The sequence below is a fragment of the Citrobacter meridianamericanus genome (genome assembly GCF_041320245.1).
Taxonomy (GTDB): domain Bacteria; phylum Pseudomonadota; class Gammaproteobacteria; order Enterobacterales; family Enterobacteriaceae; genus Citrobacter; species Citrobacter meridianamericanus.
Window position 1 is genome coordinate 3,123,565 of record NZ_CP101036.1, and the last position, 26,692, is coordinate 3,150,256.

The window sequence follows — 26,692 nt, forward strand, 5'->3', positions numbered from 1 at the left end:
AACAGGTCTGTTATTGATGAAAAAAATCACCAGTGTATGCCCATACTGTGGGGCCGGGTGCAAGCTCAAGCTTGTTGTGGAAAATAACAAAATCATCCGCGCCGAGGCCGCAGAGGGGGTAACGAACCAAAATCAGTTATGCCTGAAAGGCTACTATGGTTGGGACTTTCTTAACGACACTCGCCTTCTGACTCCCCGTCTGACTCGCCCGATGATCCGGTATGAAAAAGGTGGAAAATTCACTCCCGTTAGCTGGGATGAAGCTATTCGTTACACCGCAAAACGCTTATCTGAAATCAAAAATACCTATGGTCCCCGTGCCATCATGACTACCGGGTCTTCACGTGGAACAGGGAATGAGACCAACTACGTGATGCAAAAGTTCGCGCGTGGCGTTCTCCATACCAACAATGTCGATTGCTGTGCCCGTGTATGCCACGGCCCTTCCGTTGCCGGGTTACAGGAAACGTTAGGCAATGGTGCCATGAGCAATTCCATCAGCGACATTGAAAACTCAAAATGTCTGCTGATCTTTGGTTATAACTGTGCCGACTCGCACCCCATAGTGGCCCGCCGGGTAATTAAAGCTCGCCAAAACGGCGCAAAAATCATTGTCTGCGACCCACGTCGTATTGAAACTGCTCGTATCGCAGACCAACATTTGCAATTGAAAAACGGTTGCAATATGGCCCTGGTCAACGCCTTTGGCCATGTTCTCATCGATGAGCAACTCTACGATCGCGAGTATGTACAAAAGCATGCGGAAGGACTGGAAACATACTGGGAAACCGTGAAGGACTATGCGCCTGAAGCCGTTGAACATTTGACGGGCGTTCCCGCACAGCAGGTTCGTCAGGCGATGCGTACTTTTGCCGCTGCGCCATCGGCAACCGTGATGTGGGGAATGGGTGTCACCCAGTTTGGTCAGGCCGTTGACGTGGTTCGAGGCTTGTCGAGTCTGGCGTTGCTGACCGGTAATGTGGGACGCCCTAACGTCGGCGTTGGTCCGGTGCGTGGGCAAAATAACGTCCAGGGCGCGTGCGATATGGGAGTGCTACCTAACCAGTTCCCAGGGTATCAGGACGTGACCGACTTCACCGTCAGGGAGAAATTCGCCAACGCCTGGGGGATTGATGTTAATCAGATGGATGACAAGGTTGGGACCCGCATCACCGAAGTTCCGCATCTGGCTATCGAAGGCAAAATTAAAGCCTACTACATCATGGGGGAAGATCCGTTGCAAACCGAGGCTGATTTGGGTCTGGTTCGCGAAGGCTTTAACGCGCTCGATTTTGTCGTCGTGCAAGATATCTTCATGACCAAAACAGCGGAAATGGCTGACGTCCTCCTGCCAGCCACCTCCTGGGGCGAACACGGTGGCGTCTTTACCTGCGCCGATCGCGGCTTCCAGCGTTTTGAAAAAGCGATTGAACCCTCAGGTGACGTAAAGCGTGACTGGGAGATCATCAGCCTGCTGGCCAGCGAAATGGGCTATCCCATGCAGTATCAAAGTAACCAGCAAATCTGGGATGAGATGCGCGAACTATGCCCTCTGTTCTACGGCGTAACCTATGAGAAAATGGGTGAGATGGGCCATGTGCAGTGGCCATGCCCGGAACTCGATCACCCCGGTACCCCTTACCTCTATGCGAACAGCCAATTTGATACCGCCAATGGCAAAGGCAAACTGTTTGCCGCACAGTGGCGAGCGCCCGCAGAAGTTCCTGATGAAAAATATCCACTGGTACTGTGTACGGTGCGTGAAGTTGGGCACTACTCCTGTCGCTCAATGACCGGCAACTGTGCAGCGCTGCAAGCCCTGGCAGATGAACCAGGGTATGTGCAAATCAATACTCATGATGCAGAAAAATTAGGTATTCGTCATCGTGACCTGGTATGGGTCAGTTCGCGTCGAGGTAAGGTCATCAGCCGCGCGGATGTCTCCGATCGCATTAACGTCGGAACGGTGTATATGACCTATCAATGGTGGATTGGCGCATGTAACGAGTTAACCCAGGATAACCTCGATCCTATTTCAAAAACGCCGGAAACCAAGTATTGCGCCGTAAATATTGAGCACATTAGCGATCAGGGATGGGCAGAAAAGTATGCCGCACAAACGTATAGCGACATGAAATCACGCTTGTGTGAGGCCATTGGGTAAGTCACCACCAGGCCGCCTGAGTCTGGATCCCCAGACTCAGGCATTTTCTCGTTACTTCGCCAGTTGTGGTTCACTAAAACGAATGGTAGCTGATTCCACCTGCTTATCCCGCTGCATAAAACCGAGGTTCATCAGGAACAATCCTGCCATAAACGGGAGTTCATACAGCTCTTCAATGAGATCGCCGTACTGCGCATTGTGCAAAAAGATAGGGGCCAGCAGACGATGATGCTCTACCGTATCGGATATCAAAAATGCACAGATGGTGATCGCTAATAGCCACAGCGGTAGCGGTTCATTGCGTAAGCGACAGGCAATATCCTGGCGTAAGTGTTTTGATATCAGGACAGGCAGAATAATCATCGCAATCAATACCACTGAGATAGCTCTGAACAGAAGTTTAGGTTGATCAGGGAAATAATCACGGCCCCAACTGGTACTGCGACCCAGCAACACCAACCACCACACAGCCGCCCAAAGCCAAAATTGCTTCTCGCCTTCGGGACGTGATAAGGGCCGGATGTAGCTGAGAGTAAAAAGCGCACCAAACAGCAGCCATAACGCCTGGCCATTCTCAATCCATCTGACGACAGTACCGTTGAGCAAAGGTAGATTCCAGTTCGCAGTGAACGGGATCGTTACGATGACCAGCCCAAGAATGAAAGTAGGTAATGTTAGTCGGGTATTCAGTTTCATAAGCGAGGTTCTGTATTGTGACTGTTTCACGATCATAACCCCTGTGAATGATCCAACATTAGCAATCAATGCGGATTTCTTAAGGTATTCTTAATAAATCTTTTTACGAATATTTCCCGGATAGCACGGATAAAAAAACCGCGCTGCGCCGTCAAAACGCAGTGCGGTTTATAAATCAAAAACGATGATATTCAATCAGAAGCAGAGGCTAACATCTACCAACCGCAGACATCGTGCTCATTCTCGGTATCGTATGAACGTACCGTATTGACCAGGTCCTTAACCACTTCAGCGGCCACATCCGGAATCAACAGCGTCATCGGCGCTTCAGTTTCATAATCGACTGACACACCATTGCTGTTATTGGTCACTGTTACGGTATAGGTTGCTTTGCCCATGATTTACTCCTTGCCGGTACGCACGACTTTTCGTTGATTTGCAGTCTCCATCAGAATTTCCGGGGCAACAAAAAAGTCGATATTAAAGTAAGTATCGTCGGTCATCACTTCAATGTTATGCCATTTTTCCGGCGGAAAAACGCCAAACTGACCGGCTTCAATCACCATCACCTGTACTGGCTCCGGGCTGTGTTCATCTGCGTATCCGAGATATTTGACCGCCCCCTGCATAACCGAAAGTCGAGGATAAACCCCGGCACGGGTTCCTTTATCAAGGTGGCGTTCGAAAATTCCGGCAGGTGCCGTTTCTTTGTTCCAGAATGGAGTAGAGCGTGTATGGATATGGTTCTGTGGAATTTGAAGCATTTTTCTTCCCTTTTCCAGTCGACAACCAGCGAGTTCTTTCTGAACCGCTGCTGTACACAGGGTACGCCTCTAAATATACATTTAAAATACCATTTATTGGTTATAACAATACAAGTGTAAATGAATTGCAGTACGTAATATTGAAGGCCCGCCGTAATCAACGGGCCAATGGCATCACGACTGAAGCGTGGCCAGACGAGCAGCAAAACCAACGAAAATCAGACCGATAAGAGAATTGCCCACTTTGGCCAGTTTCTTTTTCGTACGGATATACTGCGTCACGAACGCGCCAGAGAAAATAAGAAAGCTCAGATAGAAAAAGCTCACTATCTCAAGCGTAATAGCCAGAATAAAGAATGACAGCCCTGAGTGCGGCGCATTGACATCAATAAACTGCACGAAGAACGAGACATAAAAAAGAATAGCTTTGGGATTGGTCAGGCTCAGAATTAATGCTCGTTTAAAAATAGCACCAAACGGGACTTCCTCAGGCGTCGCATCGCCAGCCCTCGATTTGAGTGTTGCATACAGGATTTTCGCGCCAAGATACAGCAGATAAAACGCGCCGAGATAGCGAACAATGTTGAACAAAACAGGCGTTGTTTTAATCAATGCGGCAACACCGGCATAAGCCAAAAACATCAGTACGGCATCACCGATAAACACACCGCTGGCGGCGAGATATCCGCCCTTTACTCCCCGTCCGACGCTATTTTTCAGCACAAATATTGTATTTGGCCCCGGTACCAGCACGATAAAAATAGCCCCTACCAGGTACGTCCAGTAATTCAGAACTCCATACTCTGCGAACACATTAACCTCTTCCTGAAAAAACACATGCACTTGCTGCGAGACAATATGCTAACGAATGCATCGGGTGATGGAAAGAGAAGGTTATTAATTAAAAAACCCGCCACTGGCGGCGGGTGTGTACAGATAAGTTTAGTCCGGCTTAATGGTGCAGCATCTCATCCACGACCTCTTCGCCCTTTAACTGATAAGGATAGTAGGTAGGCCAATTTTCCATCTCTTCCAGCAAGGCGGCTTGTGAGGTATTTCCCATAAAAATATGGAAATGGCTGGACTTACGCGGCGCGATAATATGATCGCTGAATTGTACGTATTTTGGTGCTTTGCTGTCAGCGTCTTTACACTCAAACAGATAACGTACACCTTTCTTGCCTGATTTATAGTGCAGTATTTTATACCCGGCGTAGTCGTATTTACACGATACAACCTGACTACCGGTGTGAAATTCCATCACGTCATTTTCGATGCCAATGGTGTCTACGTTAGTTGCATAACCTTTACGGTAGTACTCTTTAATTTGTTCTGCCGTTTTGCTTTTGTCTTTCTCCGCTTTCTTTTTGAATACCGGATCAAGCTCACCGCTGCCCAGATACGGATAGACTGATTGCCACATGCCATCCCAGTCGGTCAGTGCCCTGTTTTGTACCTGGTTGTCATCAAACACCCCTTCCGATGCCTTTTGTTCCGCTTCACTCATCGGCGCACCATGGGAATGATGACCGTGCGCCATAACCGAACCACTGACTAAAAGCATCCCCAGAGCGATTGTCAGTTTTTTAATACGAATAGCCAAAATTTCACCCTCAAATCATTTGCGAGTGAAATGTTATAATATAACATATCAATTTAATCAATAGACCAACTGAAAGCCCTTGCCTTACTCTTCAATAAGTTTCCTGGAGCAGACCTGATCAAGCAACGCCTGCTGATGGCTGATAATCAGCATAGCCAATGGCCGACGCTGACATTCTTCAAGCAGCAGCGCCCAGATATCTCTTTGAATGGAAGGGTCGAGCTGGGCGGTAATTTCATCGGCAATAAGAAAACGCGTCCGCGGATCCAGTGCGCGAAGTATGGCGATGCGCGCCAGTTCACCGCCAGAAAGCTGTCCTGGACGGCGAGTTAACCACTCAGGGTTAATATGAAGACGGGTAAGCATTTCCGCATCAGGTAGCCAGGCATCATGAACCGCATCGCCAGTACTGCGTCGGGGATTAAAGGTTAATTCCGGATGTTGCGGCACCAGCTGCACCGGGCAATATTGGTGCATCGGCAGCGGTTGGTCATCGATCAGGATCTCGCCTGAAGTCGGTTTTTGCCAACCCGCCAGCACGCGCCCCAGCGTCGTTTTGCCTGTTCCGCTAGGGGCACAAACTCCTATGCGTTCTCCAGGGCGCAGAGAGAAGGTCAGATTTTGCCACAAAACCCGTTCTCCCTGGCGAATGGTCACATCACGACAGCACAGCATCCCGCTCTCCAAAAAGTTGACTTATTTCAGGTAGCGCCCGCCATTGACGTTGCAGATGCTCGCTGATCTCTCCGCGTAACAACTGCTCTCTGCTGACGTTATCCGACACCCTTCCTTGATGCAGCGCGACAATGCGGTCCGCATGGCGGGCTGCCAGTGTGAGATCGTGCGTTACCCATAACACGCCAGCCCCTTTCTCACAAAGCTCGCGCAGTTGTTCAAGCAGTTGATTAGCCAACGGTGCATCAAGCCAGGCGGTAATTTCGTCCGCCAGAATATAACGAGCCTGACTCAGTGACGCGTGACAGGCCAGAACACGTTTCGCCATACCACCAGAAAGCTGCCGCGGGAAGGCATCCAATACACGGCTTTCCAGTTGGCTACGTTTGAGCAATTGGTCAATCTTCCCGGCATTCCACTCCTTGCCGGAGAGATGACTTGCCCTACGCAGATGCTTTTCAATCGAGAGTAGCGGATTAAGCGCCTGAACGCCTTGCGGGACATAGCTGAAAGTATTGCCACGACATTTGCGAATATCCTCGCTGTCCAGCGTTTTACCCTCCAACGTGATAGCGCCGTGGAAGCGCAAATTGTCCGGTAAGAGATCGAGAAGGCATTGCAGCAGCAGGCTCTTACCCTCCCCGCTTCCTCCAACTAACGCCACCATCTGGCCGGGAGCCACGTCGAAAGAGATATCCTGCAACAGCGAAGACCAGTTTCGCGCGCCGTACCAGCGATAACGCGCCACCTCCAGCGAGACCTGCCTTAAACTTAACATGCGTCACCTCGTAACCATAAACGATGCACCGCCCTTGCGAGCTGATCGAATAACATCACCAGACTGAACAGCATCAGCCCCGGAAACAGCACTAACCACCAGTCGCCATGACTGATAAATCTCAGCGCATCCGCCAGCAGCAGTCCCAGTGACGGTTCATGAGGCGCCAGTCCAAAACCGAGGAAGCTTAACGCCGCGCTATGCAACACCGCGTGGGGAAACATCAGCAGTGTTCCCGTTAGCCATTGGGGTAACAAAGCGGGTAGATAGTGATGTCGCCAGCAGTAAAAATGTCCGTGTCCCAGACGCCAGGTCAACGTCAGATAGTCACTGTGCGCCACGCGCTGCGCTTCGGCACGCAGGATCAGAGCCAGACGCGGCCAGTGGGTCAGCGCAACTGCCATAATCACGCCGTTTTTCCCACCACCTAGCGTAAAACAGATCAAAATGAGCAACAGCAGATGCGGCATCGACAGCATGGCATCGGTAATCAGGCGCATAAACACATCCAGACGCGGATGCATACGCGAAACAGCCGCCATCATTAATGCAATGAAACCGCTGCACAGGGCCGCGCCAATACCAATTTGCAGACTGGTTAACGCGCCCTGAAAGCAACGGATCCAAAGATCGCGACCGAGATTATCGGTGCCAAACCAGTACAACGCATCAGGCGGTAAATGCCGGGCAAGCAGATTAACGCTCAATGGGTTATCCAGCGTCGTCGCGCCATACACCGCAATGCCCAGCAGGCAGCTAAAAGAGAACAAAAGACGAATCAGCGTCGGCGTCGGGTTATAGAGCATCAGGTCGCTCCAGAGCACGGTTCAACGCATGAACAAGCCAGGTAGACACCGAGTTGCCAATGAAAACCAATACGGTACTGAACAACACAATTCCCATCAGTAACGGCAGATCGCCACGTAATCCGGCATCAATAGTGGCCTGCCCCAGTCCTGGATAAGCAAACACTTTTTCTGCCAGTAGTGCGCCGCCCAGCAGTTCACCCAGTGAGGCAAACTGCAGGCACAGCGCTGGCGTGATGGCGTGGCGCAAAACCTGATGGCGCAACAGCGACCAACCTTTGTCTCCCTGAGAACGCGCAAAACGAACAAATTCGCTTTTCATCACGCTGGCGATACTTTCCCGCGTATGGAGCGTAATTTGTCCCAGGCCCAACAAACTGAGCGCGCAAACGGGAAGCACCAGGTGGCGTAGACGTTCACTCAATGTTGCCATATCACCGCTATTGCCAGGCTCCCATGCACAGCAGACCGGAAAGACCGGCCAGCGCACGGCAAATAACGCCAGCAACAGCATGCCAATCCAGAAGGTCGGCAACGAAGAAAGCAGATAGCTCAGGCGACAGATTGCTTTATCCGGCCAGCGATTCAGATAGCGTCCCGCAACAAATCCCAGCATCGTTCCAAGTATTCCTGACAGCAGCCACGCGCCGCTTAGCAGTGCAAACGAGGTCGCAAAGCGCTCCTTGATCACGCTGGCAACCGGCGCGTTAAACAACATTGAGTAGCCGAGATCGCCCTGTAATACCCGGACAAACCAGTGCCCAAAACGCTCCCATAGCGGTTGGTCCAATCCCCAGCGAGCCGCAATACGCGCGTATTGTTCCGGCGGCACGTGCAGGAGATCGTTACCGATATAAGCCCGAATCGGATCAACAGGAGAAAAGCTGAGCAGCATAAAAGTGCCAGCCGCAACCAGCACTAATAACACCATCAGCCGTAGAAAATGGCCTACAACAGACTTCATCAACGGCAGGTCCAGGTCCATTCATCCAGATTATTGAGCAGTGACCAGCTACCGTGAATTTCCGGTGCGCCTTTGCCAAGATCAATGCACGGATTTGCCAGGTAAGTGTGCTGAATATTCAGCAGCCATGCCCAGGCCGCATCCCCTTGTACACCTGCTCCTTGCTTGCCATCCCATTCCACTTGTTGCCAGAACGGCAACGCTTTTTGCCAGTCTGGAGCGTCAATTGCCTGTTTAAGATGCTGCTCAACGGCGGGATTGCTGTAATACCCTGGATTGTAGTATTCCACGCCCGCAGCCTGATTACTGTAGTGATGGAAAAGCTCCATCGGATCCAGGCTTCCCCAGCCAAACAGCGTCGGGTTGGCATGCATATGCCGCTCAACGGTTTCCCAGCTTCCGGATTGCAGAGAAATCTGAATACCCACTGGCTCCAGCATCGCACGTACGGCTTCGGCTAAATCCCGACGCGTGCTGTCACCGCTGGCGTACCACAACGTCAAGCGAGCTTCTTTACCGTCTTTCACTCGTACACCGTCTTTACCCACCTTCCAGCCGGCTTCTTCCAGAATCGTTCGCGCTTTTTCGCTATCGCCATCTTTGAACGCAACTGATTGTCCCTGCCATGGCAGACCCTGAACCGCGCTATACGCCGGAATCGCATGACCTTCCATAACCTGATCGGCAAGCTGCTTGCGGTCGATGGCGTAGTTGATGGCACGTCTGATGGCAACATCGGCCGTGATATCGTTACCGACCGGATAACCGTTAGCATCTTTTTTACCCGCAGGAACCATCGGGAACACAATGCCGCGATTTTCCACGCTGTCGCGAACCCAAAGCTTCAAATTCTGCTGCTGAGGGGCAACCGCCATCGAAGGTGCAATGCGCACGAGTCCCAGTTGACCACTGCGCGCTGCGGCATAAGCGTTATCTTCATCAAGGAAAACAAACACCAGCTTACTGAAATCATTTTTCTTGCCGGCATACCAAGGGTTAGCCTCCACGATCAATTGCTGACCCGGCTGAAAGCTCACCAGTCGATAGGGACCCGCACCAATCGGATTTTTCGCAAATGTTTTTTCGTCATACCGTTTTTCCGGAACAATGCCTAATGAACCGAGCACATTCACAAAAGTACTTTGCGGGCTACGCAACGTAATTTCTACCGTACGGTTATCTTTCAGGCTGGCATGGGCGAAGTTACCCATATCGATTTTGCCGCCGCTTTTTGCGGCTTTGTTATAAGTGAAGACCACATCTTCAGCAGTTAACGGGGAACCATCAGAGAATTTAAGGTCGGGTTTTAACGTCAACGTCCAGGTTTTGCCATCAGCGCTGGTTTCTACTTTTTCCGTCAGCAGGTTTCCCCAACTCATATCAGCATTTTGTTTTAATAATGGTGCATGCAAAAGCAAATAGCTGCCATGACTCCATCCCAGCATCGGGTCAAACCCCTCCGTTGGCTCTGGTCCAATTGCCAGCTTTAACGTCTGTCCTTCGCTGGCATTTTGTGCAGCAAAGAGTGGTGAGGTTAATGCGAGAGTCAATGCGCACGTCAGCAGTGCCAGCTTGCCTTTGATCATTATTTTTTCCAGATTTGCGTTATTTTTATACCGCCGAACGACTGATAGCCGTTTAACGGCCTCCTGGGGATAGGATTATGGCGGACAGAAATGACGAAAAAAATGATGCGGCGCAGAAAAGTATGACGATTTTCTAAAATTATCATACTTTTTTCTGATACTCCGTTATGAGTACGACCTGAATCTCAGAAAATTGAGTAAACCTTAGCCATGTATTCAATGCCATATTAATCACAGACTAATAGTTATCAATAAGGATTATTGGCCACCCCGATTTTCCTTTATCTAAAACTCATGACATTTTATGTATATTTATTCAAGAAAATCACCAGAAGTGACAAGTTATGTAAATTTGTAATGATAATTATTTGTATTATCATTTCGATCGCTTATCTTACTGCCTTTGATTTTTAACAAAGGAAGTTTGACTATGCGTTTAAAACCTGTTGCCTCTGTCGTTCTGTCCTGTTTAGGGTTTTCCAGCCCCTTTGTTTTCGCCGAAGATGTCATGGTGGTAACCGCTTCCGGTTACGAAAAGAAAATCACCAATGCCGCCGCCAGCGTCTCTGTAATTTCACAGCAAGAATTACAAACCAATAAATATAATGATTTAGGTGAAGCCCTGCGTTCTGTTGAAGGGGTCGATGTTGAAAGTAGCACCGGTAAAACCGGTGGTCTGGAGATCAGCATTCGTGGCATGCCCGCCAGCTATACCCTGCTTCTGATTGACGGTATTCGTCAGAATGGCAGTAGCGACGTGACGCCAAACGGCTTCTCTGCCATGAATACCAGTTTTATGCCTCCACTGGCGGCGATCGACCATATTGAGGTAATTCGCGGCCCGATGTCGACACTTTATGGCTCTGACGCAATCGGTGGCGTAGTCAATATCATCACCAAAAAAAGCACCGACAAATGGAGCACTTCCATCAATACCGGCGTTAATCTGCAGGAGAGTAATAAGTGGGGTAACAGCACGGTCGCCAACTTCTGGTCAAGCGGCCCATTAATCGCAGGCGTACTGGATATGCAGGTGCGAGGAAGCACCACCCAACGTCAGGGTTCCAGTATCACTTCGTTGAGCGATACCTCTTCCACCCGCATACCTTATCCAACCGAGTCGGAAAACTACAATATCGGCACGCGACTCGACTGGAAAGCCAATGAAAGCAATACGCTGTGGCTGGATCTCGACGCCGCCAGACAGCGTTATGACAACGATGATGGTCAGTTGGGTAACCTGACGGGAGGTTATGATAAAACGCTGCGCTATGAGCGTAACAAAGTGACCCTCGGTCACGATACCGCCTTAACATTTGGTACCTGGAAATCCTCCCTTGGCTGGAACGAAACCGAGAACAAGGGCCGACAACTGGTCTCCTCCGCACTCACGCCAGAAAACGCTGGCCGGGCCGGTGATGCGCGTGAGCTTAAAAACACCAACGTCATTCTGGACTCCGTACTGCTGACGCCACTAGGTGATTCGCATCTGTTAACCCTCGGCGGAGAATACTGGGATGCGCGGATGAAAGATGGTGTGGTGCTGACTAATACCGGCGAGACGTTCCATCAAAAAACATGGGCAGCCTATGCCGAAGATGAATGGCATATTCTCGACTCGCTGGCCTTAACCGCAGGGACACGCTATGAACATAACGATATCTTCGGTGGTCATCTCAGCCCGCGTGCGTATATGGTCTGGGACGTATCTGAGGAATGGACGCTCAAAGGCGGCGTAACGACCGGTTATAAAGCGCCATCACTGAGCCAGTTACATAACGGGATCAGCGGCGTAACCGCACAAGGAACGGTGAATACGGTCGGTAACCCGGACCTCAAACCGGAGGAAAGTATCAGCTACGAAACCGGGCTGTATTATGAGAACGACGCCGGGCTGAACGCCAACATAACCGGTTTCTATACCGAATATAAAAATAAAATTGTCTCGTATTCTATCGATGACAATACCAATAGCTATACCAATAGCGGTAAGGCGAGAACCGATGGCATTGAATTTGCCAGCACCTTCCCTCTTTGGTCGGATGTACTGACCCTATCCCTCAATTACACCTACACCCAGAGTAAGCAAAAAGACGGTGACAATAAAGGCGCGCCGTTAAGCTACACGCCAAAGCATATGGCTAACGCCCGTCTGAACTGGCAGGCAACGGAAGATATGAACGCCTGGCTGAGCGCACGGTATCGCGGTAAAGCCCCACGCTTCACGGAAAATTACGACAATCTCAGCGCAGTACAAAAAGCCGTCTATGACGATAAAGGTGCTAATTTAAAAGCCTGGACCGTCCTGGACATGGGAATGTCTTACAAACTGACCAAAGATCTGACGCTGAATACGGCAATCAATAACGTGCTGGATAAAGACTTTAGCGAGGTTAAACTTTACCAGGTGGGCCGTAGTAGCACCTACGCGGGGGATTACTATCAGACGGCGCAATCAACCACCGGATACGTAAACCCAGGTCGCAACTATTGGGTATCCTTAAACTATCAGTTCTAATGTTATTTCCTCTTCCTGACGGGCTGTCAATGATAGCCCGTCAGGGATTATGTTACATAATAATCACTGTCGAACAACGATGTTACAACAGCCTATTCTTTATAAGAGTATCATTAAAATAACGCCTGCTTTTTGTAACTAAAAGTAACGAGTCCGACTGAAATATTCTCACGAAGTAAGAAATCCGGAATCAAATTCATTCGCTCTATGAATATTAAGATTTTAAAAACCGAAAAATAAAACCCAATATCATCATATCTTCCTGATCTACATGCCCTCACCCTCAAAAAAAACATTTACCATTACAATAATAAATATACATTCATAAAATCAATCATCTAGATTAAAAAAACAAAACGTAACATCTCTTTTATTTTATCCAGATACGCAATGTTATTATTTCGAAAATAACATCAACGGTAACCATCATGCTCATCACGCACGAAGTACTTTATAGAATAATCGGTGAAAGGATTTCCGATGATTGTATTATTTACTTGTCTGGACCGTCATCATTAGATACGCCCCTTGATATAATGCGTAGTAAAAACTGCATTTGCGTAAATGGTAGCGCAGGTTATTTGGTTAACAACAATATACCTGTATTTATCTATGTTGTTTGTGACGGTTCATTTTATGAAAATAATAAAGAATTATTTTATAAATATTGTACCTATGCCCAACATACTTTTATTAGTGAGGATGTTGTTAAAAGAGCTGACATGACCGAGAAAGAGAACTTACTCAGCACATGCTTTCTTTTAAAGGACATTTGCAAATCCAGAGGAGGCATTGGCCGAAAAATTCGTTATAAAATAAAATCCTTTGCTAATAAAAACCTTAAAATTAAGTGTTCAGCCTTCAGAAAAGTGAAAACGATCGCATTTTCAACTGATGTCACCTATGGCCATTTTGGTAGTGCAACGGTCGCATTTAGCGCATTACAAATAGCCATTAGCTTAAAGTTTGAAAGAATAATATTTTCTGGTTTAGATTTAAATGGGAGCTGTAAACGATTTTATAACGAAATAAATACGCAACCTACAACACTTCCAGCTGACTTTGAATTCATATTAAAGTCATTTTCTTTTGTAAGCAGCAATTATGACGGTAAAATCTTCAATCTTTCGTCCCAAACTGCTATTCCGTACGATGTAATTCCATTTATAAGTACGGAAGAAGCAGCTTGTTTCAGCATCCACTCGTGACTCAGTAATCACATTAAAATAGCTAAACAATTAATACAAAAACACCCCTTCCTGCACCATTAGATACAATACCAAAGCAATAACTCCAGCGATACCGCCTAAAAACAGGACCGCTGCAATCGCAAGTTGGTTGCGGTTTGTGTATTTCACATTGCTTTGCACATCCAACTTTTCTTTATTTCCTGAGACCGCCTCGTGACGTGAATCACACTCCATAGCGAATGTTATATCTGCCATACCGTTATCCAATTACTGTACAGGAAAACACAAATAACCATCACACTGCTAAGGATATAGGCTTTAAAGAACAGGAACTGAGATTTATCTCACGATAATCGCTGGATTGTTCACAGCTCAACCAGACATCTGACGCTTTTTGGGGGATGAATCTCATCCATTTCTCACCAAAAAACTTGACTTTTGATTTTGTTAACAGAACGCAGCGCTATCAAAACCTGAACTGTAGGTCCAGGAGGCCCATGAGGCCCAGGTAACACGTCAATACATTACACCTGGTATCAGGTTGAAAATAACTAAATCCTAATCTCCTATTGATAATAAGGATTTGTTAAGCTTTCTGCGATACGGTAGCAGCGACATATCGTTTGAGGAAAAAATAATGTCCAGGTTCTCAAAGCTTCAGATCCACTTACACTGGCTAACATTGATGTTAATAGCAATAACCTATGCAGCTATGGAGCTCCGTGGCTGGTTTCCCAAAGGCGGTAATGCTTACCTGTTGATGAAAGAGACCCATTACAATGCCGGCGTATTTGTTTGGTTTTTAATGATAGTGCGTTTAATTATTAAGCATAAATACAGTGACCCGGCCATCATACCTCCCCCACCAGCATGGCAACTGGCGTCTGCCAAATTGATGCATATCCTGCTCTATGTTTCTTTTCTGGCACTACCATTGTTAGGGATCTTAACGATGGCTTTCGGTGGTAAGAGTTGGACTTTTTTGGGATTAAATATTCCTCCTTTCGTTGACAGTAACGGAGAGATAAAGTCAGTTGTTAAGGACATTCACGAAACACTTGCCAATATCGGCTACTTCCTGATTGCAGCCCATGCTGGGGCAGCATTATTCCATCACTATATACAGAAGGATAATACGCTTGTGAGAATGATGCCGGAGTCTAAGCACTTAAAATAACGGGAAATTACTTCATTCCGCATTGCAGACATGAAAGCATACAAGCTGTCATTATAACGGTTATTTATTAAATTTTGGCAAATAGTCAGACTGACAAACGCCAGTCTGACTGTATGTACCATTCGTTCAGCGTTCCCTGGCTTCCGGCAAATTCCCCCATTTTCCAGGCTTATCCCATTTCCAGCAAGGCGCCGTAATGCGATTCATCATTGGCATACACGCCGGTGCTGTAAGCATTGACTGAACCTTTGCAACGGTCATCCGTCCGGTTTTCGCTTAAGCGGCTTATGAAAACCCTGCACCTACAAAGAATCATGCTGTAGTGAGATAGAGGGGATATTCAGGCATGGATTGCCTAAGAGGCCCATTCAGTTCTTGCCGTTTCGAATCGTGCCTGGCGATTTCAACATCGTTATGTTGTGGCATCGATTACGCCTTCTATTGAAATCCGCATAAAAACGCAGTATAAATACTGTATATTCATCCAGCAAAGAGACAATGAGCAATGTTTGTGGAACTCGTTTATGACAAAAGGAATTTTGATGGACTGCCCCGTGCAAAAGATATCATTCTGGACGAATTAACAAAAAGAGTTCACCGAATCTTCCCCGATGCTGAGGTCCGGGTTAAACCGATGATGACCCTGCCAGCCATCAACACTGACGCGAGCAAACATGAGAAAGAACAGATAAGTCGTACTGTTCAGGAAATGTTTGAAGAGGCTGATATGTGGCTGGTTTCAGATTAAGTGCGTTCGATTCATCTTCCTTTACTCTATCCCGCTCGACTGTATTCTGCTGCTATGTGCAAATAGCTGTCACCACCGGGATTTCATGCAACAGTCAGTAATTCATCTGTGTTGAGGCCTGATTGAGTCGTATCAGGGTTAAATTGTAAAGTGACCTTAACTGGAGAATTACTGATGGAGTGGGTAAACGCGTTGATGAACCATTTCGCGCTTCATCCTTTCAGCCTGTGGAGCCTTCTTTTTGGAATAGCATTCGCAAAATCTACGTTCCTCATTTCTGCTGTATTGCCGCCAGCATCTGTTATGTTGGTTGCTGTAATTTCTGTCGGCAAGGCGACGCTTTCACCATGGGAAGCGGGAATTGCTGTAATGATTGGAGCATGGTGCGGGACAATTGTTAATTATCATCTTGGAATGATGATGGGACACCTGGCCTGGCTTGCACGCATAATGTCCCATCATGCCGATACAGTAGTACGGGTTCGACGCCGGTTGCAAAACAGTTCAGTACCGATACTTTTTACTTCACGCTTTATTGCCGTACTCCGTTATATTGTGCCACTAGTGGCTGGAATGTTGCGGCTTCATCCAGTGAAAGTATATGTAGTCAGTCTGATATCTGCGGCGAGCTGGTCAGCACTTTATGTTGGAGGCTTTACTCTCGTTTTGCCTTTTATTAGCTAAATCGCTCATAACGAGCCCACAACAAGCCTTGATGACTCCCTGCTAACGAGTGGATAATAAGACAGGGAAACAATTTCATTGCAGGCACGTTCAACACGCTACCGTTAATTGCAAACCTCGATGGTAAAGATCTTACAGTCGCAATGTTAAATCTTGCGGGTAAGGATCAAAGTAATTTTGCGTCAGCAGGTAGCCGTCCGGGTATTCCGCCAGATAATGTTTCAACAGCGTCATCGGGGCCAATATGGGCAGTAGCCCGGCGCGATAATTAAGGATAACCTCGCGTAACTCACCGCGTTGGCGCATCGTTAACTGATTACGGAAGTACCCTTGAATGTGCATCAGCACGTTAGTGTGGTTTTTACGCGAGGCCGGTTTCTTCAGGATTGCCATTAATTTGTCGCGGTAGACCGCAAAAAACGCGTCCAGATCGTCCCACTCATGCAGTGATGCGACAAATGGACCAATTTCCCGGTATCCGGCCTGATGGTGGGCCAACAATTGCAGTTTATAACGGCTATGAAATTCCAGTAGCGTCCGCCGCGTCAGACCATTTTGGCGCAGCGTATTGAGCTCATGTAACGCGAAAACACGTTCGACGAAATTTTCACGCAGAACCGGATCGTGCAGCCGTCCATCCTCCTCAACCGGCAGCCACGGATATTTCTCCATCAGCGCAGCAGTAAAGAGCCCTACCCCGTCTTTACGCCCACGATTCCCTTTTTCATCATATAAACGCACGCGTTCCATGCCACAGCTGGGGGATTTGGCACAGACAATAAAACCAGACAATGTTTCCAGCCCAGCCAGATACATCTCGCAAAAGTCGTCCATTTTGTCGGTTACGTCTTCGTGAGGGGCATGGCTAAAACGCATACGGATATCCCCGGTCGTCGTCTGTACCAGCCGCAGCGCCGGTCGGGGGACAGGCAAGCCCATCGCCATCTCCGGGCAAATTGGCCGGAAAGTCACCCAGTGGGCCAGCCTCTCCATCACAAATTCTGCCCGCTTATGCCCGCCGTCAAAGCGAACGGCAGCACCCGTTAAACAGCCGCTGATCCCAACGATGGGTTGCATTTTCATGGCGTCTTCCTCGCTATTGCGTTTTACGGGAGAAGAAGAGCGTCACCGTGCCGACGGTGAGACCAAATTTCTTCATCTCCGTTTTATTAAACAAATGGTTAGCATCCTGCATGTACATCCAGTCATCAAAATTCAGCAACCAGGTTCTGCCGCTGGCTTTCACATTCATACTGTAATGCCAGTTGAACGCGTTGCCCGCTGCTTGCCCCTTCGCCACGCCTTCAATATCGCCAGCGGTACCTTCGTAACGATCGGCGCTGACTTTACGGATATGCCATACACGCTGCTGCTTCTCTCCATCGTCGTACACAAAGCGTTCATTGAGGGTCAATGTGTCCCCCACCACATCGCCGTTAATATCGACATGGAAACGACGAAGCTGTTTACCGCTGCGATCCTGAACCATCCCCCATGCTTGCGTTTCTCCCTGAAAATACTGAAAGATATCCAGCGTCGGCTGCTGCTGGCGATACTCGGTAATTTCGGCGCTACAACCAGAAAGTTGCATCATCAGCGGTAAGCTTAGGGCTAATAAACGTTTCATTTATTACCTCCGGTGAGCTGCTGCCGCAGCTCAGGATATTGCGTACGGGAACCCAGCCAGACAGCGAGAAAGTTTTCGCTGAACGCCGCCGACTGTGGTGGGCCAAGCGGGATGAAATGCCTTTGTGCCACTGACAAGCGATACCAAAATTGCCCCTGCTTATCCTGGAAGACAAAAACCAGTTGTGTACCCGGCGCAACGTCTGGCCATAACTCACCCAACATGCGAAGCCAGGACTCGCTCTGCGCTTCCCGTGCCAAAATACCCTGCGCTCGCCACTGATCACGGGTGGCATCCACCAGTTCTTGCCGTTCAATATTGCGCTGATAGGTGATAATCAGTGCCTGATCCTCTTTCAACCCACGATAGCGCCCATCCGGAGTGCGTAATTGTGAGTTATAGATCGTGAATGGCCCCCAGGTGAGCGTCGCATCACCGACTTTCCGCCAGCTTAACCAGTCTGTGGCACCTGCAAACGGCGCAATCGCCATTACTCCCAGCAGTATCAGTAAGGCAAGTTTCATTGGTGTCTCCCCATAAAAATATGAAAAAACAGCATCAACACCAGCCAGCCCGTCGCCATTAAACCGACCACAATAAATGTCGGCTCCAGAAAAGTAATGGCTCCCAAACGCTCTCCTATCAGATAAGCGATCGGTCCACCACCGGTGGCCATGATTACCAGCATCCATCCTGGCAAGGAGGTCGAACAGGTGAGGTGCGTCCACATGACGGCGAACATGAGCCAGAGCGCAAGCATCCATAACGGCAACAATGCTTCGCCGTGAAAATCAATCAACCCGGTCAGCGCCCACAACGCATCCAAACCACCGCCCGCAGCTGTCAGCATTAACGCGCACAGTCGTTGCGCCGCAGGCAACATGAAGCAGGCCAGAATAGCCAGACCAAGCCATAACACCAGACCGCGCTCACGAAATAACACCACCATGAACCAGTACAGATCGAACCCGACAGCCAGGAGAAAGACCTGTAAATGGCGCTTCATGGACGCTCCGCCGTCAGTTGCACCACACTGATTGTGCGGGCGTTAAATCCGGCTTCGCAGTAACCGAAGTAGTACAACCACATACGGCGAAAACGCTCATCAAAGCCCAGCTTTTCAATTTCATGCCAGCCGTGAACAAATCCTTGCCGCCAGTGCGCAAGAGTCCGGGCGTAGTCGGGCCCCATATCGAACAGGTTGCGAACCACAAAGTCAGTATGTTTTGTCATCAGGCCGCTCATCGCGGTGATGCTGGGTAAAAAACCTCCCGGAAAGATATAGCGCTGAATAAAATCGACACTTTTACTGTAATCGCGATAGCGCTGATCCTGAATGGTAATCGCCTGAAGCGCCATTTTGCCCCCAGGGCGCAGGCGTGTCTGACACGTACGGAAAAACGTCGGCAGATAGCGCTGCCCCACCGCTTCGATCATTTCAACTGATACCAGTTTGTCGAATTCCCCGGTCAGGTCGCGGTAGTCGCAGAGCAATACGGTGACTCTCTCCTGTAAACCAGCGCGGGCAATGCGCGCTTTCGCCCAGGCAAACTGCTCCTGCGACAGGGTCGTGGTGGTCACCCGGCATCCGTAATGACGCGCGGCGTATTCCGCCATCGCTCCCCAGCCGGTCCCAATTTCCAACAGATGATCATTCGCGGTCAGCGCCAGCTGATCGCAAAGTCGCGCCATTTTGGCCTGCTGAGCCTGCGCTAACGACTGCTCGGGGCAGGTGAACAAGGCGCTGGAATAGAGTAAATCCTCATCCAGAAAGTGCGCGTAAAAGGCATTGCCGAGATCGTAATGCGCGGCAATGTTTTCTTTTGCCTGTTGCCGATGGTTGCGGCGCGTCCAATGACGTAAACGCTCAACGGGTCGGCCAAGCAGGCGGAATCCACTTTCCAGTCGCCCCAGCAGGGTGCTGTTGAGCGCAAATATTTGCAATAACGGCGTGAGCTGCTGCGTTTCCCACTCTCCATCCATCCAGGACTCTGCCGCTGCAAGACTTCCCCCCGTCAACACCCGCCAATACACTGTGGGCGAAACAATATGTACGTCGGCGCGTAATTCAGCCGAAACATCACCAAAATGAAAGACCTGGGCCCCTTCCCGCACCGTGACTGAACCCTGACGAAGGCCGCTCAGCATACGAAAAAGGAACCAACGCGCAACACGCAGGTTGCGCGGAATATCGGGTTCAATCGCAAAGGTGGGATCGGTCATGATCGTTCACTCCTGCTCACGGGATGATTGTAGAGAGGGACTCGCTTGAGCCACAGTCGTAGCGCCTGCCAGTAAATCGCTGACACCGTTTTCAGCGTCATCATCGGCAGTCGTCGCAGCAACGTGCGTAAACTTGCCGGCGTCAACGGCTCGCGTTTGAGCATCAGGGTGGCATCAAAAATTTTCTCTGCCTGATGGTTTTCGATATGCATATGCAGCGTTTTACCCGGCGAGTTAAATCGCCAGTGATAGACCATATCCATCGGATTAAACGGCGATACATGGAACGCTTTTTCCAGTGGCCGCTTTTCCTGCGCATCTACGGCATAGTAATGACGCTCATTCCACGGCGTATTGCGGACCTCCGCCAGCACCCAGCGCAGGTTCTGCGCGCGGTCATAGCAGTAGTAAAAATTGACCGGATTAAAATGAAAACCGAAATAGCGCAACTGCGTCAGGAGCATCACGCGACCTTCAGGACGATCGCCCGTCAGGCTGGCAAGCTGATTCAGCACGTTCTCTTTTAACGGGGTTCCCAGCGGGTAATCCGCATCATGAAAAGCAGTTGCAGCGAAGCGATTACGTTTCACGCCCACGCCCGGAAGCTGAGCGAGCTCGTCCAGATCGAGCCAAGCCATAAACACCTGATAAGTAAACTGGTGCGTGGCCGGCTGAAGGCGTCGGTGGCGTAATACGCCGTGGTACAGGCAGCTGTTCATCTTAGCGCCTCTCTCCTGCGGCAATGCCGTGTACCACATCCAGCGCACTGCGTACGCCATCTTCGTGAAAACCGTTGTACCAGTAAGCACCGCAGAACCAGCTCCGATGCTGACCGTTGATCTCAGCGCGACGCGCCTGCGCCCGCCAGCTTTCAGGGTTAAACAACGGATGCTCGTAAACAAAGCGTCGCCAGACGAAGCGGTCGTCGATGGGGATGTCCGGATTGAGGGTCACGCAAAATAGCGGGCTTCCTTCAGGTAATCCCTGGAGAATATTCATGTTATAGGTGACGCAAGCGCTGGCCCTCTCTTGCTCACTCAGGCGGTAATTCCAGCTTGCCCACGCGCGTTCGCGTACCGGTAACCAGCGGCGATCGCTGTGCAACACAACCTCGTTACGTTGCCAGCCAATTGCGCCCAGCACGTCACGTTCTGCTGGGGTCGCATCCTCAAGTAAAGCCAGAGCCTGCGAGGAATGGCAGGCGAAGATCACCTGATCAAATGTCTGTATTGATCCTGCCAATTGTATTTTGACGCCGCTGTCGTAGCGAATAACCTGCTGAACAGGTGAATTGAGGTGCAATTTCAGACGATCGCCCAGCTTCGCCAGCATGACACGAATGTATTCGCGCGATCCGCCCGGCACCACATACCATTGCGGTCGATGCCAGATATCCAACAAGCCATGGTGCTCAAAGAACCGTAAGAACAGCGCCAGTGGAAAACGGCGCATCTCCTGAAGTGAAGATGACCATATGGCCGCGCCCATCGGCAAAATATAATGCCGCGCAAAGAACACGCTGAAGTGGTGTTGGTCGAGGAAGGTCTGAAGCGTCGCGTTCACATCGGTCTCATTAAATGCCTGTTTCGCCAGACGATTAAAACGGACAATCTCTTTCAGCATTCCCCAATATGCGGGGTTGACCAGATTTCGACGTTGGGCAAACAATGAAGTCAGCGTATGACCGCTATACTCCATACCGCTTTGCGGATTATGCACCGAGAAGCTCATCTGCGTTTTTTGCCCCTGAATGCCGAGTTCGCTCAGCAAGCCCATAAAACGCGGATAGGTTCGGTCGTTATAGACGATAAAGCCGCTATCAATCGCGAAACTCCCTTGCGGAGTCGCCACATCCACTGTCGCAGTATGGCCGCCAGGGGTCGACGCCGCTTCAAAAAGCGATACCTGATGGTGTCCGGCCAGACGCCAGGCGCAGGTTAGTCCGGCAATACCACTGCCAATGATAGCAATTTTCATGAACGTACCATCCTGCGCAGCAACATGCGCTGGAAACACTCAGGCAGCCCGGCCAACAGACGCAGCAGCACGCCAAAGCCTGTCGGGAAGGCAATATGATTTTTTCCTTTCACCAGGCCACGGCGAATCGCCTTCACCGCCTGCTCTACACTTACCTGACCGGGCATAGGAAAATCGTTTTTACGGGTAAGCGGGGTATCGACAAATCCTGGCGAAACGACAGTCACGGCGACACCTTTCGGTTCCCAGTCCAGACGCAAACTGTTAGCAAACCAGGTTAGCGCCGCTTTAGACGCGCCATAGGCTTCAGCCCGAGGAAACGGCATCCAGTGCGCCATCGAACTGACCAGCACCACGCGGCTACCGGAGGTTAACTGCGTCTGAAGCGCTTCCAGGCAGTTGATGGGTCCCAGATAATTCGTCGCCATCACCCGTTCAACCTTCTCGGCATCTATCCAGCCGTGATCGAGATATTCGCAGGTACCGGCGCAGAGAATAACCAGTTCGGGTTTGCAGTCCGCCAGCGCCTGGCGACAGGCGTCCCTGTCTGTCATATCGAACAGGCGTACTGTAATGTTGGCATGGGATTGGCGCAATTGTTCCAGCCGTTCAGGGTTGCGACCACAGGCAATCACGTGACAGCCGTCATCGGCCCATGACTTTGCCAGCCCGGCCCCAATCCCGGAGCTTGCGCCAGTAATGAGGACAGTCATCATGCGCGCACCCTCCTTTTCACACCGCGAACGGCCCAGCCCAACAGTGGCAGATGCTCATAGAGCATCTCACCGGCATCGTAATAATCACGCTGGCGAAAAATCTTCTCACCATGCGTCTCTACCATTGAACATCCCGGCAAAGATCGTATTTCTCCACCAGAAATCCGCGGATGCGACCAGTACATGGTCCAGGTCACGGCAAACCGCCCGCTCTCACAAAGCGGCGGATCTATAGCAAAACGGCAGGCGTTTACATTCGCCAGGAGGTGCGAGAAATAGCGCTGGATGGCAAACAGCCCGTTATGTTCCCCGAACGGATCGACAAGTACCGCATGCACGTCGTACAACCCGGCAAGCGCGGGGACAGGCTGGCGATCCAAACTGGCGTAGTAATCCACAAACCTGTCGATAACGGATGGCTGTGCGCGCATAGCTCTTACCCTTAAGTGAACCACATGACGTAGTGGCATAATTAAAACTTACACAAACAATTAAATTTGTCCAAGTTTTTGCTAAAAAATATTTATAAATATATTTAATTCAATAAATTAGAAATAATTATTTTAGAGAAAACATTCAGAAGCTACTAAAGCAGTGGCTGATCGACACACAGGAAAGGTCGTGACAGAGGATTAAAGCGGGATCACTTCGAGGGAGTTGACCTGTTGCTGCCAGAGCTCTATCTGTTTTTTACGCGCCGCAGTGAGCTTACCAGACGTCACCAGCAGCCATTTTCGCTCGGGAAAAATCTCAGGCGCAAGCGTCGCGGGCGGCACGGGAAGCACATCAATGCGCAGTCCCTGTCCGGTACGACAAAGCGCTTCAAGCCAGATTTCGCAGGGGTCGGTAAGATGCCAGCCGGTAATCAGGTAGTTATCGCCCGGCGCACGCTTATCCCCTTCCAGACAAAATGAGGTGTAAGAAATGATAATGCCATCAAGGATTTCACGCAGTGTCATGATAGCCGGCACGTTGGCCGAGACCTGACTTCGCAGAGGTCGCAACACCTCACTCACCAATTCAGGACGAGGATACTCGCGGCCCGCATCATAAATAAGCTGGCGCAGGGATTCAATTTTCCCTTCATTCAGGCGCTGCAGCATACTCTCTTGCAGGGTGAGCCAGTTATTCGTTCGCCGGGCGCCAGGGCGGGCCAGCAACGGTTTTACCTGACTAATTGGTACGCCTTTTTTCACCCAATCGAGAATTTTAAGCGCCTGCCGGATATCGTCATCGCTATACAACCGGTGCCCACCATCCGTACGCTGTGGTTTGAGAAGTCCATAACGACGTTGCCAGGCACGCAGCGTTGTGGCGGTTATTCCACAAAGCCGCGCAAATTCACCGATGGAATAGGACATACAGAACACCTGATAACAAAGAATACGCTCAATATACTACGAACTACGTTGGATTAGATAAGCGAAAACTACTTGCCTTACAATTGCTAAATACCATACAACCGCCTTCAGGAAGACGTAAACAAAATAACCTGAGAGTAGCGCGCAATTTTTCAATTCTAACTAATTGATATATTAGGCTATTAACTTTACGGCTTCCTGGTAGCTGTTGTTCCTAAAATATTTTTACTTTTTGAAGATTTTCCCCTGCGTTCCGGCATCCGTATCCCGCCAGACATCCTCACCTTTCACGCGACGGTCTCCCTGGAGGGTATAAATCACCATCCCCTGCTTGAACTGCAGCCCGCCATCTGTTTTTGTGGCATGTACGCTCTTTCCATTGACGATGACTTTATCATTTTTATCAATACTGATGTTCGCAACCGTATCACCGCTATCACTCAAAGCTAACCACTTACCTGCATAAGGACTGGTTGCTGATGCTGTGGTATCGCTGCTCTCATTAACAAAACCAGCTTTTGCATTTTCAGCTTTAGATTTGTTGATATCACAACCTTGCGCCTCAGAGACCTGAGTACAACCAGACTGCTCAAGTTTATGCCGATAATCTTTATTGATAGCCCAGGTAGTGGATGTGAACAGCATAGAAACTAATGACAGGCAAATAACTACCCTTTTTGTACACATAGCGCGACCTCACGATGATAAGCCCAGATGAGAAGCAGCGAATAGCTACCCTTCTAAAATCTTAGTCAAGATCGTAGATACCTGTTATAAAAAGAGTATCACCATTCGATTTTTTGATAAATTTTTAAGCAGCAAGGGGCAATGAGCAAGATAGTTATTCGAATACCGACTGCTGTTGCTACGGTACAATGTGACAAACTAATCAAGGCCGAATAGCAACCATCTTGATGCGTAAAAAGACGAAAAGATAATGCGATGTTAAAAATGAAAGAAAACAACATTAATATCAACCGAATTCACTTTCTTTATGAGGCGTTGGCCAGGAGACATGCTTCCCCTGAAGATAAATACCTGGCCATTCTGAATGAAGGATTGAAAGCCTTTGACCTGTCTCTTGGTATTATTAGTCAGATAGAGGGTGAGCGTTACTCTCTACTTGCGGTTTCTCCAACAAGAGGAGACATTTCAGCTGGTATGGTTTTTGATCTGAAAAACACTTATTGTCAGCAAGTGGTCAGAGAAAAAAGAATAATAAGCGTTGAACATGCAGGAACACATCCTGACTTTAATTCCCATCCAGTCTACATTGGTATGAGGCTGGAAAGTTATATCTCAGCGCCAATATGGGTGAGAGAAAAATTATGGGGCACAATCAATTTCTCCTCCACTCAGATAAGAACCATAGAATTCTCTGAGGATGACTATGAATTTATTAGTTTAATGGCCGAGGGTATTGGTTCGTTAATCGAGATAAATTTATTAATCAGTGAAAATGAAATTGTTATTTCAGCACTACAAAAAAACAATGACATACTCGAAGCTATTTTTAAGAACTCAACTATCGGGATGGCTCTTGTCGCTTCTTCTGGCCAATGGAAAAAAGTTAACAATTCACTGACCCGTATGCTGGGATATACTGAAGAACATCTGCTTTCCATTAACTTTCAAAATATAACCCACCCCGATGATTTAAGCACTGATTTAAAACAATTAGATGCACTTTCTCGAGGAGAAATTCCATTCTACCAACTAGAAAAGAGATATCTGACAGCGACCGGGAATTATATCTGGATACTTCTGAGTGTTTCTTTGGTACGCGAAGATAATGGTGAAGTCAAATATTATATTGCTCAGATACAAAGTATTAATGAGCGTAAAAAGATGGAAATTGAGCTCAAAAAGCAAAAGGAGGAGTTACACAAAATCAATACTATGCTGGAGCGAATGGCCACTGAGGACAGTCTGACGGAGATTGCAAATCGCCGAAAGTTTATGCTCTGGTTTGAGAATGAAATGACCAGAATGGCGCGACATCCCGTACCGGTGTCACTTGCCATTGCCGATATCGATTTTTTTAAATCATATAATGATTCCTATGGCCACCAGGAAGGTGACTATGCACTTAAGAATATCGCCAAAGAACTTAGCCATACCCTGCGAAGCCAAGATAAAGTCGCACGATTTGGTGGTGAGGAATTTATCATGCTTTTCCCTGAAACGGATGAAAAAGGCTGTTTTTTGGCTTGCGAAAGATTAAGGAAAAGCATTGAGAAACTGAGCTCGCTCAGAAGACCGGTCACAATCAGTATTGGTGCAGTAACCTACCATCCCAGAGAAGGGAAGCTTGTTACCTTTGATGATTTATTGAAAGTGGCAGACTCCAAACTCTATGATGCTAAAAGGTCTGGGCGAAATATGGTAAAAGTAGTCAATTTAGCAGACCATCAGGGCTAATCGAGTCTCTATCT

The 26,692-nt window shown here is 48.9% G+C and carries 29 protein-coding genes; 7 read left to right on the forward strand and 22 right to left on the reverse strand.

What is annotated here, in order from left to right:
• Nucleotides 1-16 precede the first annotated feature (16 nt).
• Entirely contained in the window at nt 17-2,164 is a 2,148-nt protein-coding gene (gene fdhF, locus NMD08_RS15340) for a formate dehydrogenase subunit alpha (protein WP_370618476.1), read from the forward strand.
• A 51-nt stretch (nt 2,165-2,215) separates the two neighbouring features.
• Here fdhF and NMD08_RS15345 read toward each other — a convergent pair whose 3' ends face one another.
• The 10 genes from NMD08_RS15345 to NMD08_RS15390 form a co-directional block, all read right to left on the reverse strand.
• Complete coding sequence (locus NMD08_RS15345) at nt 2,216-2,860, reverse strand: hypothetical protein (RefSeq protein WP_151218972.1); 645 nt, start codon at nt 2,858-2,860, stop codon at nt 2,216-2,218.
• 215 nt (nt 2,861-3,075) lie between these two features.
• The gene (locus NMD08_RS15350) at nt 3,076-3,258 is read right to left on the reverse strand and encodes a DUF1869 domain-containing protein (RefSeq protein WP_003840863.1); all 183 of its coding nucleotides are present in this window, start codon (nt 3,256-3,258) and stop codon (nt 3,076-3,078) included.
• 3 nt (nt 3,259-3,261) lie between these two features.
• Nucleotides 3,262-3,624 carry a DUF1971 domain-containing protein YeaR gene (yeaR, locus tag NMD08_RS15355; protein ID WP_151218971.1) on the reverse strand — a complete coding sequence of 121 codons (363 nt, stop codon included), beginning with the start codon at nt 3,622-3,624 and terminating at the stop codon, nt 3,262-3,264.
• A 174-nt stretch (nt 3,625-3,798) separates the two neighbouring features.
• Nucleotides 3,799-4,437, reverse strand: coding sequence for a leucine efflux protein LeuE (gene leuE, locus NMD08_RS15360; protein WP_151218970.1), 639 nt, complete (start codon nt 4,435-4,437; stop codon nt 3,799-3,801).
• Nucleotides 4,438-4,576: 139 nt separating this feature from the next.
• Nucleotides 4,577-5,227: a metal-binding protein ZinT gene (gene zinT, locus NMD08_RS15365; RefSeq protein ID WP_210904984.1), complete on the reverse strand. Its 651-nt coding sequence runs from the start codon at nt 5,225-5,227 to the stop codon at nt 4,577-4,579.
• Between the two features lie 84 nt (nt 5,228-5,311).
• Nucleotides 5,312-5,902 (reverse strand): ATP-binding cassette domain-containing protein, encoded by a 591-nt coding sequence (locus NMD08_RS15370; RefSeq protein ID WP_151218968.1) that lies wholly within the window; start codon nt 5,900-5,902, stop codon nt 5,312-5,314.
• Nucleotides 5,886-6,680, reverse strand: coding sequence for an ATP-binding cassette domain-containing protein (locus NMD08_RS15375; protein ID WP_151218967.1), 795 nt, complete (start codon nt 6,678-6,680; stop codon nt 5,886-5,888). Before NMD08_RS15375 ends, NMD08_RS15370 begins: the two co-directional genes overlap by 17 nt.
• A complete protein-coding gene (locus NMD08_RS15380) occupies nt 6,674-7,486 on the reverse strand; it encodes an ABC transporter permease (protein WP_151218966.1) in 813 nt (270 codons plus the stop codon). The genes NMD08_RS15375 and NMD08_RS15380 overlap by 7 nt, the downstream gene beginning before the upstream one ends.
• Nucleotides 7,476-8,450: an ABC transporter permease gene (locus NMD08_RS15385; protein WP_151219102.1), complete on the reverse strand. Its 975-nt coding sequence runs from the start codon at nt 8,448-8,450 to the stop codon at nt 7,476-7,478. Before NMD08_RS15385 ends, NMD08_RS15380 begins: the two co-directional genes overlap by 11 nt.
• A complete protein-coding gene (locus NMD08_RS15390) occupies nt 8,450-10,036 on the reverse strand; it encodes an ABC transporter substrate-binding protein (protein WP_151225347.1) in 1,587 nt (528 codons plus the stop codon). Before NMD08_RS15390 ends, NMD08_RS15385 begins: the two co-directional genes overlap by 1 nt.
• A gap of 430 nt (nt 10,037-10,466) precedes the next feature.
• Between NMD08_RS15390 and NMD08_RS15395 the strand changes: the two genes are divergently transcribed.
• Both NMD08_RS15395 and waaZ read left to right on the forward strand, forming a co-directional pair.
• Nucleotides 10,467-12,554 carry a TonB-dependent receptor gene (locus tag NMD08_RS15395; protein ID WP_370618479.1) on the forward strand — a complete coding sequence of 696 codons (2,088 nt, stop codon included), beginning with the start codon at nt 10,467-10,469 and terminating at the stop codon, nt 12,552-12,554.
• A gap of 428 nt (nt 12,555-12,982) precedes the next feature.
• A complete protein-coding gene (gene waaZ, locus NMD08_RS15400; protein ID WP_151225346.1) occupies nt 12,983-13,762 on the forward strand; it encodes a 3-deoxy-D-manno-oct-2-ulosonate III transferase WaaZ in 780 nt (259 codons plus the stop codon).
• Nucleotides 13,763-13,792: 30 nt separating this feature from the next.
• Here the strand turns inward: waaZ and NMD08_RS15405 are convergent, their stop codons facing one another.
• A complete protein-coding gene (locus NMD08_RS15405) occupies nt 13,793-13,999 on the reverse strand; it encodes a hypothetical protein (protein WP_151218962.1) in 207 nt (68 codons plus the stop codon).
• A gap of 382 nt (nt 14,000-14,381) precedes the next feature.
• Here NMD08_RS15405 and cybB point away from each other — a divergent pair, with 382 nt between their 5' ends.
• The 3 genes from cybB to NMD08_RS15420 all read left to right on the forward strand — a co-directional run bounded on the left by cybB (nt 14,382) and on the right by NMD08_RS15420 (nt 16,353).
• Complete coding sequence (cybB, locus tag NMD08_RS15410) at nt 14,382-14,921, forward strand: cytochrome b561 (RefSeq protein WP_151218961.1); 540 nt, start codon at nt 14,382-14,384, stop codon at nt 14,919-14,921.
• A 505-nt stretch (nt 14,922-15,426) separates the two neighbouring features.
• Nucleotides 15,427-15,669, forward strand: a complete 243-nt coding sequence (locus NMD08_RS15415; protein WP_151218960.1) for a DinI family protein — start codon at nt 15,427-15,429, stop codon at nt 15,667-15,669.
• Nucleotides 15,670-15,843: 174 nt separating this feature from the next.
• Nucleotides 15,844-16,353 carry a DedA family protein gene (locus NMD08_RS15420; protein ID WP_370618481.1) on the forward strand — a complete coding sequence of 170 codons (510 nt, stop codon included), beginning with the start codon at nt 15,844-15,846 and terminating at the stop codon, nt 16,351-16,353.
• Between the two features lie 132 nt (nt 16,354-16,485).
• On the opposite strand, the gene NMD08_RS15425 is transcribed toward NMD08_RS15420, so the two are convergent.
• From NMD08_RS15425 to NMD08_RS15475, 11 genes are all read right to left on the reverse strand, one after another.
• Complete coding sequence (locus NMD08_RS15425) at nt 16,486-17,436, reverse strand: DUF523 and DUF1722 domain-containing protein (protein ID WP_151218958.1); 951 nt, start codon at nt 17,434-17,436, stop codon at nt 16,486-16,488.
• A 13-nt stretch (nt 17,437-17,449) separates the two neighbouring features.
• Nucleotides 17,450-17,980, reverse strand: coding sequence for a DUF3833 domain-containing protein (locus tag NMD08_RS15430; protein WP_370618483.1), 531 nt, complete (start codon nt 17,978-17,980; stop codon nt 17,450-17,452).
• Entirely contained in the window at nt 17,977-18,504 is a 528-nt protein-coding gene (locus NMD08_RS15435; protein ID WP_151218956.1) for a hypothetical protein, read from the reverse strand. Before NMD08_RS15435 ends, NMD08_RS15430 begins: the two co-directional genes overlap by 4 nt.
• Nucleotides 18,501-18,986 (reverse strand): DUF2878 domain-containing protein, encoded by a 486-nt coding sequence (locus tag NMD08_RS15440; RefSeq protein ID WP_187252571.1) that lies wholly within the window; start codon nt 18,984-18,986, stop codon nt 18,501-18,503. Before NMD08_RS15440 ends, NMD08_RS15435 begins: the two co-directional genes overlap by 4 nt.
• Nucleotides 18,983-20,203 (reverse strand): cyclopropane-fatty-acyl-phospholipid synthase family protein, encoded by a 1,221-nt coding sequence (locus NMD08_RS15445; RefSeq protein ID WP_187252572.1) that lies wholly within the window; start codon nt 20,201-20,203, stop codon nt 18,983-18,985. Before NMD08_RS15445 ends, NMD08_RS15440 begins: the two co-directional genes overlap by 4 nt.
• Entirely contained in the window at nt 20,200-20,922 is a 723-nt protein-coding gene (locus NMD08_RS15450) for a DUF1365 domain-containing protein (protein WP_370618486.1), read from the reverse strand. Before NMD08_RS15450 ends, NMD08_RS15445 begins: the two co-directional genes overlap by 4 nt.
• 1 nt (nt 20,923) lies before the next feature.
• Complete coding sequence (locus NMD08_RS15455; protein WP_370618488.1) at nt 20,924-22,180, reverse strand: NAD(P)/FAD-dependent oxidoreductase; 1,257 nt, start codon at nt 22,178-22,180, stop codon at nt 20,924-20,926.
• Nucleotides 22,177-22,896: an SDR family NAD(P)-dependent oxidoreductase gene (locus NMD08_RS15460; RefSeq protein ID WP_151218951.1), complete on the reverse strand. Its 720-nt coding sequence runs from the start codon at nt 22,894-22,896 to the stop codon at nt 22,177-22,179. The genes NMD08_RS15455 and NMD08_RS15460 overlap by 4 nt, the downstream gene beginning before the upstream one ends.
• Nucleotides 22,893-23,327, reverse strand: coding sequence for a nuclear transport factor 2 family protein (locus NMD08_RS15465; protein ID WP_151218950.1), 435 nt, complete (start codon nt 23,325-23,327; stop codon nt 22,893-22,895). The genes NMD08_RS15460 and NMD08_RS15465 overlap by 4 nt, the downstream gene beginning before the upstream one ends.
• Before the next feature lie 201 nt (nt 23,328-23,528).
• Entirely contained in the window at nt 23,529-24,257 is a 729-nt protein-coding gene (locus NMD08_RS15470) for a MerR family transcriptional regulator (protein ID WP_187259567.1), read from the reverse strand.
• Between the two features lie 225 nt (nt 24,258-24,482).
• The gene (locus NMD08_RS15475; protein ID WP_222841214.1) at nt 24,483-24,944 is read right to left on the reverse strand and encodes a hypothetical protein; all 462 of its coding nucleotides are present in this window, start codon (nt 24,942-24,944) and stop codon (nt 24,483-24,485) included.
• Between the two features lie 255 nt (nt 24,945-25,199).
• On the opposite strand from NMD08_RS15475, the gene NMD08_RS15480 reads away from it, so the two are divergent.
• Complete coding sequence (locus NMD08_RS15480; RefSeq protein ID WP_370618490.1) at nt 25,200-26,678, forward strand: diguanylate cyclase; 1,479 nt, start codon at nt 25,200-25,202, stop codon at nt 26,676-26,678.
• The last annotated feature ends 14 nt before the right edge of the window (nt 26,679-26,692 follow it).

Coding starts and splice junctions, on each gene's coding strand:
- NMD08_RS15480 (WP_370618490.1), top strand. CDS start 25,200: ATGTTAAAAATGAAAGAAAACAACATTAATATCAACCGAATTCACTTT.
- NMD08_RS15375 (WP_151218967.1), bottom strand. CDS start 6,680: ATGTTAAGTTTAAGGCAGGTCTCGCTGGAGGTGGCGCGTTATCGCTGG.
- NMD08_RS15465 (WP_151218950.1), bottom strand. CDS start 23,327: ATGCGCGCACAGCCATCCGTTATCGACAGGTTTGTGGATTACTACGCC.
- NMD08_RS15350 (WP_003840863.1), bottom strand. CDS start 3,258: ATGGGCAAAGCAACCTATACCGTAACAGTGACCAATAACAGCAATGGT.
- waaZ (WP_151225346.1), top strand. CDS start 12,983: ATGCTCATCACGCACGAAGTACTTTATAGAATAATCGGTGAAAGGATT.
- NMD08_RS15435 (WP_151218956.1), bottom strand. CDS start 18,504: ATGAAACTTGCCTTACTGATACTGCTGGGAGTAATGGCGATTGCGCCG.
- NMD08_RS15395 (WP_370618479.1), top strand. CDS start 10,467: ATGCGTTTAAAACCTGTTGCCTCTGTCGTTCTGTCCTGTTTAGGGTTT.
- NMD08_RS15430 (WP_370618483.1), bottom strand. CDS start 17,980: ATGAAACGTTTATTAGCCCTAAGCTTACCGCTGATGATGCAACTTTCT.
- NMD08_RS15405 (WP_151218962.1), bottom strand. CDS start 13,999: ATGGCAGATATAACATTCGCTATGGAGTGTGATTCACGTCACGAGGCG.
- NMD08_RS15470 (WP_187259567.1), bottom strand. CDS start 24,257: ATGTCCTATTCCATCGGTGAATTTGCGCGGCTTTGTGGAATAACCGCC.
- NMD08_RS15450 (WP_370618486.1), bottom strand. CDS start 20,922: ATGAACAGCTGCCTGTACCACGGCGTATTACGCCACCGACGCCTTCAG.
- cybB (WP_151218961.1), top strand. CDS start 14,382: ATGTCCAGGTTCTCAAAGCTTCAGATCCACTTACACTGGCTAACATTG.
- NMD08_RS15415 (WP_151218960.1), top strand. CDS start 15,427: ATGTTTGTGGAACTCGTTTATGACAAAAGGAATTTTGATGGACTGCCC.
- NMD08_RS15455 (WP_370618488.1), bottom strand. CDS start 22,180: ATGAAAATTGCTATCATTGGCAGTGGTATTGCCGGACTAACCTGCGCC.
- NMD08_RS15345 (WP_151218972.1), bottom strand. CDS start 2,860: ATGAAACTGAATACCCGACTAACATTACCTACTTTCATTCTTGGGCTG.
- yeaR (WP_151218971.1), bottom strand. CDS start 3,624: ATGCTTCAAATTCCACAGAACCATATCCATACACGCTCTACTCCATTC.
- NMD08_RS15385 (WP_151219102.1), bottom strand. CDS start 8,450: ATGAAGTCTGTTGTAGGCCATTTTCTACGGCTGATGGTGTTATTAGTG.
- NMD08_RS15425 (WP_151218958.1), bottom strand. CDS start 17,436: ATGAAAATGCAACCCATCGTTGGGATCAGCGGCTGTTTAACGGGTGCT.
- NMD08_RS15380 (WP_151218966.1), bottom strand. CDS start 7,486: ATGCTCTATAACCCGACGCCGACGCTGATTCGTCTTTTGTTCTCTTTT.
- NMD08_RS15420 (WP_370618481.1), top strand. CDS start 15,844: ATGGAGTGGGTAAACGCGTTGATGAACCATTTCGCGCTTCATCCTTTC.
- NMD08_RS15440 (WP_187252571.1), bottom strand. CDS start 18,986: ATGAAGCGCCATTTACAGGTCTTTCTCCTGGCTGTCGGGTTCGATCTG.
- NMD08_RS15370 (WP_151218968.1), bottom strand. CDS start 5,902: ATGCTGTGCTGTCGTGATGTGACCATTCGCCAGGGAGAACGGGTTTTG.
- NMD08_RS15460 (WP_151218951.1), bottom strand. CDS start 22,896: ATGATGACTGTCCTCATTACTGGCGCAAGCTCCGGGATTGGGGCCGGG.
- NMD08_RS15475 (WP_222841214.1), bottom strand. CDS start 24,944: ATGTGTACAAAAAGGGTAGTTATTTGCCTGTCATTAGTTTCTATGCTG.
- fdhF (WP_370618476.1), top strand. CDS start 17: ATGAAAAAAATCACCAGTGTATGCCCATACTGTGGGGCCGGGTGCAAG.
- NMD08_RS15390 (WP_151225347.1), bottom strand. CDS start 10,036: ATGATCAAAGGCAAGCTGGCACTGCTGACGTGCGCATTGACTCTCGCA.
- NMD08_RS15445 (WP_187252572.1), bottom strand. CDS start 20,203: ATGACCGATCCCACCTTTGCGATTGAACCCGATATTCCGCGCAACCTG.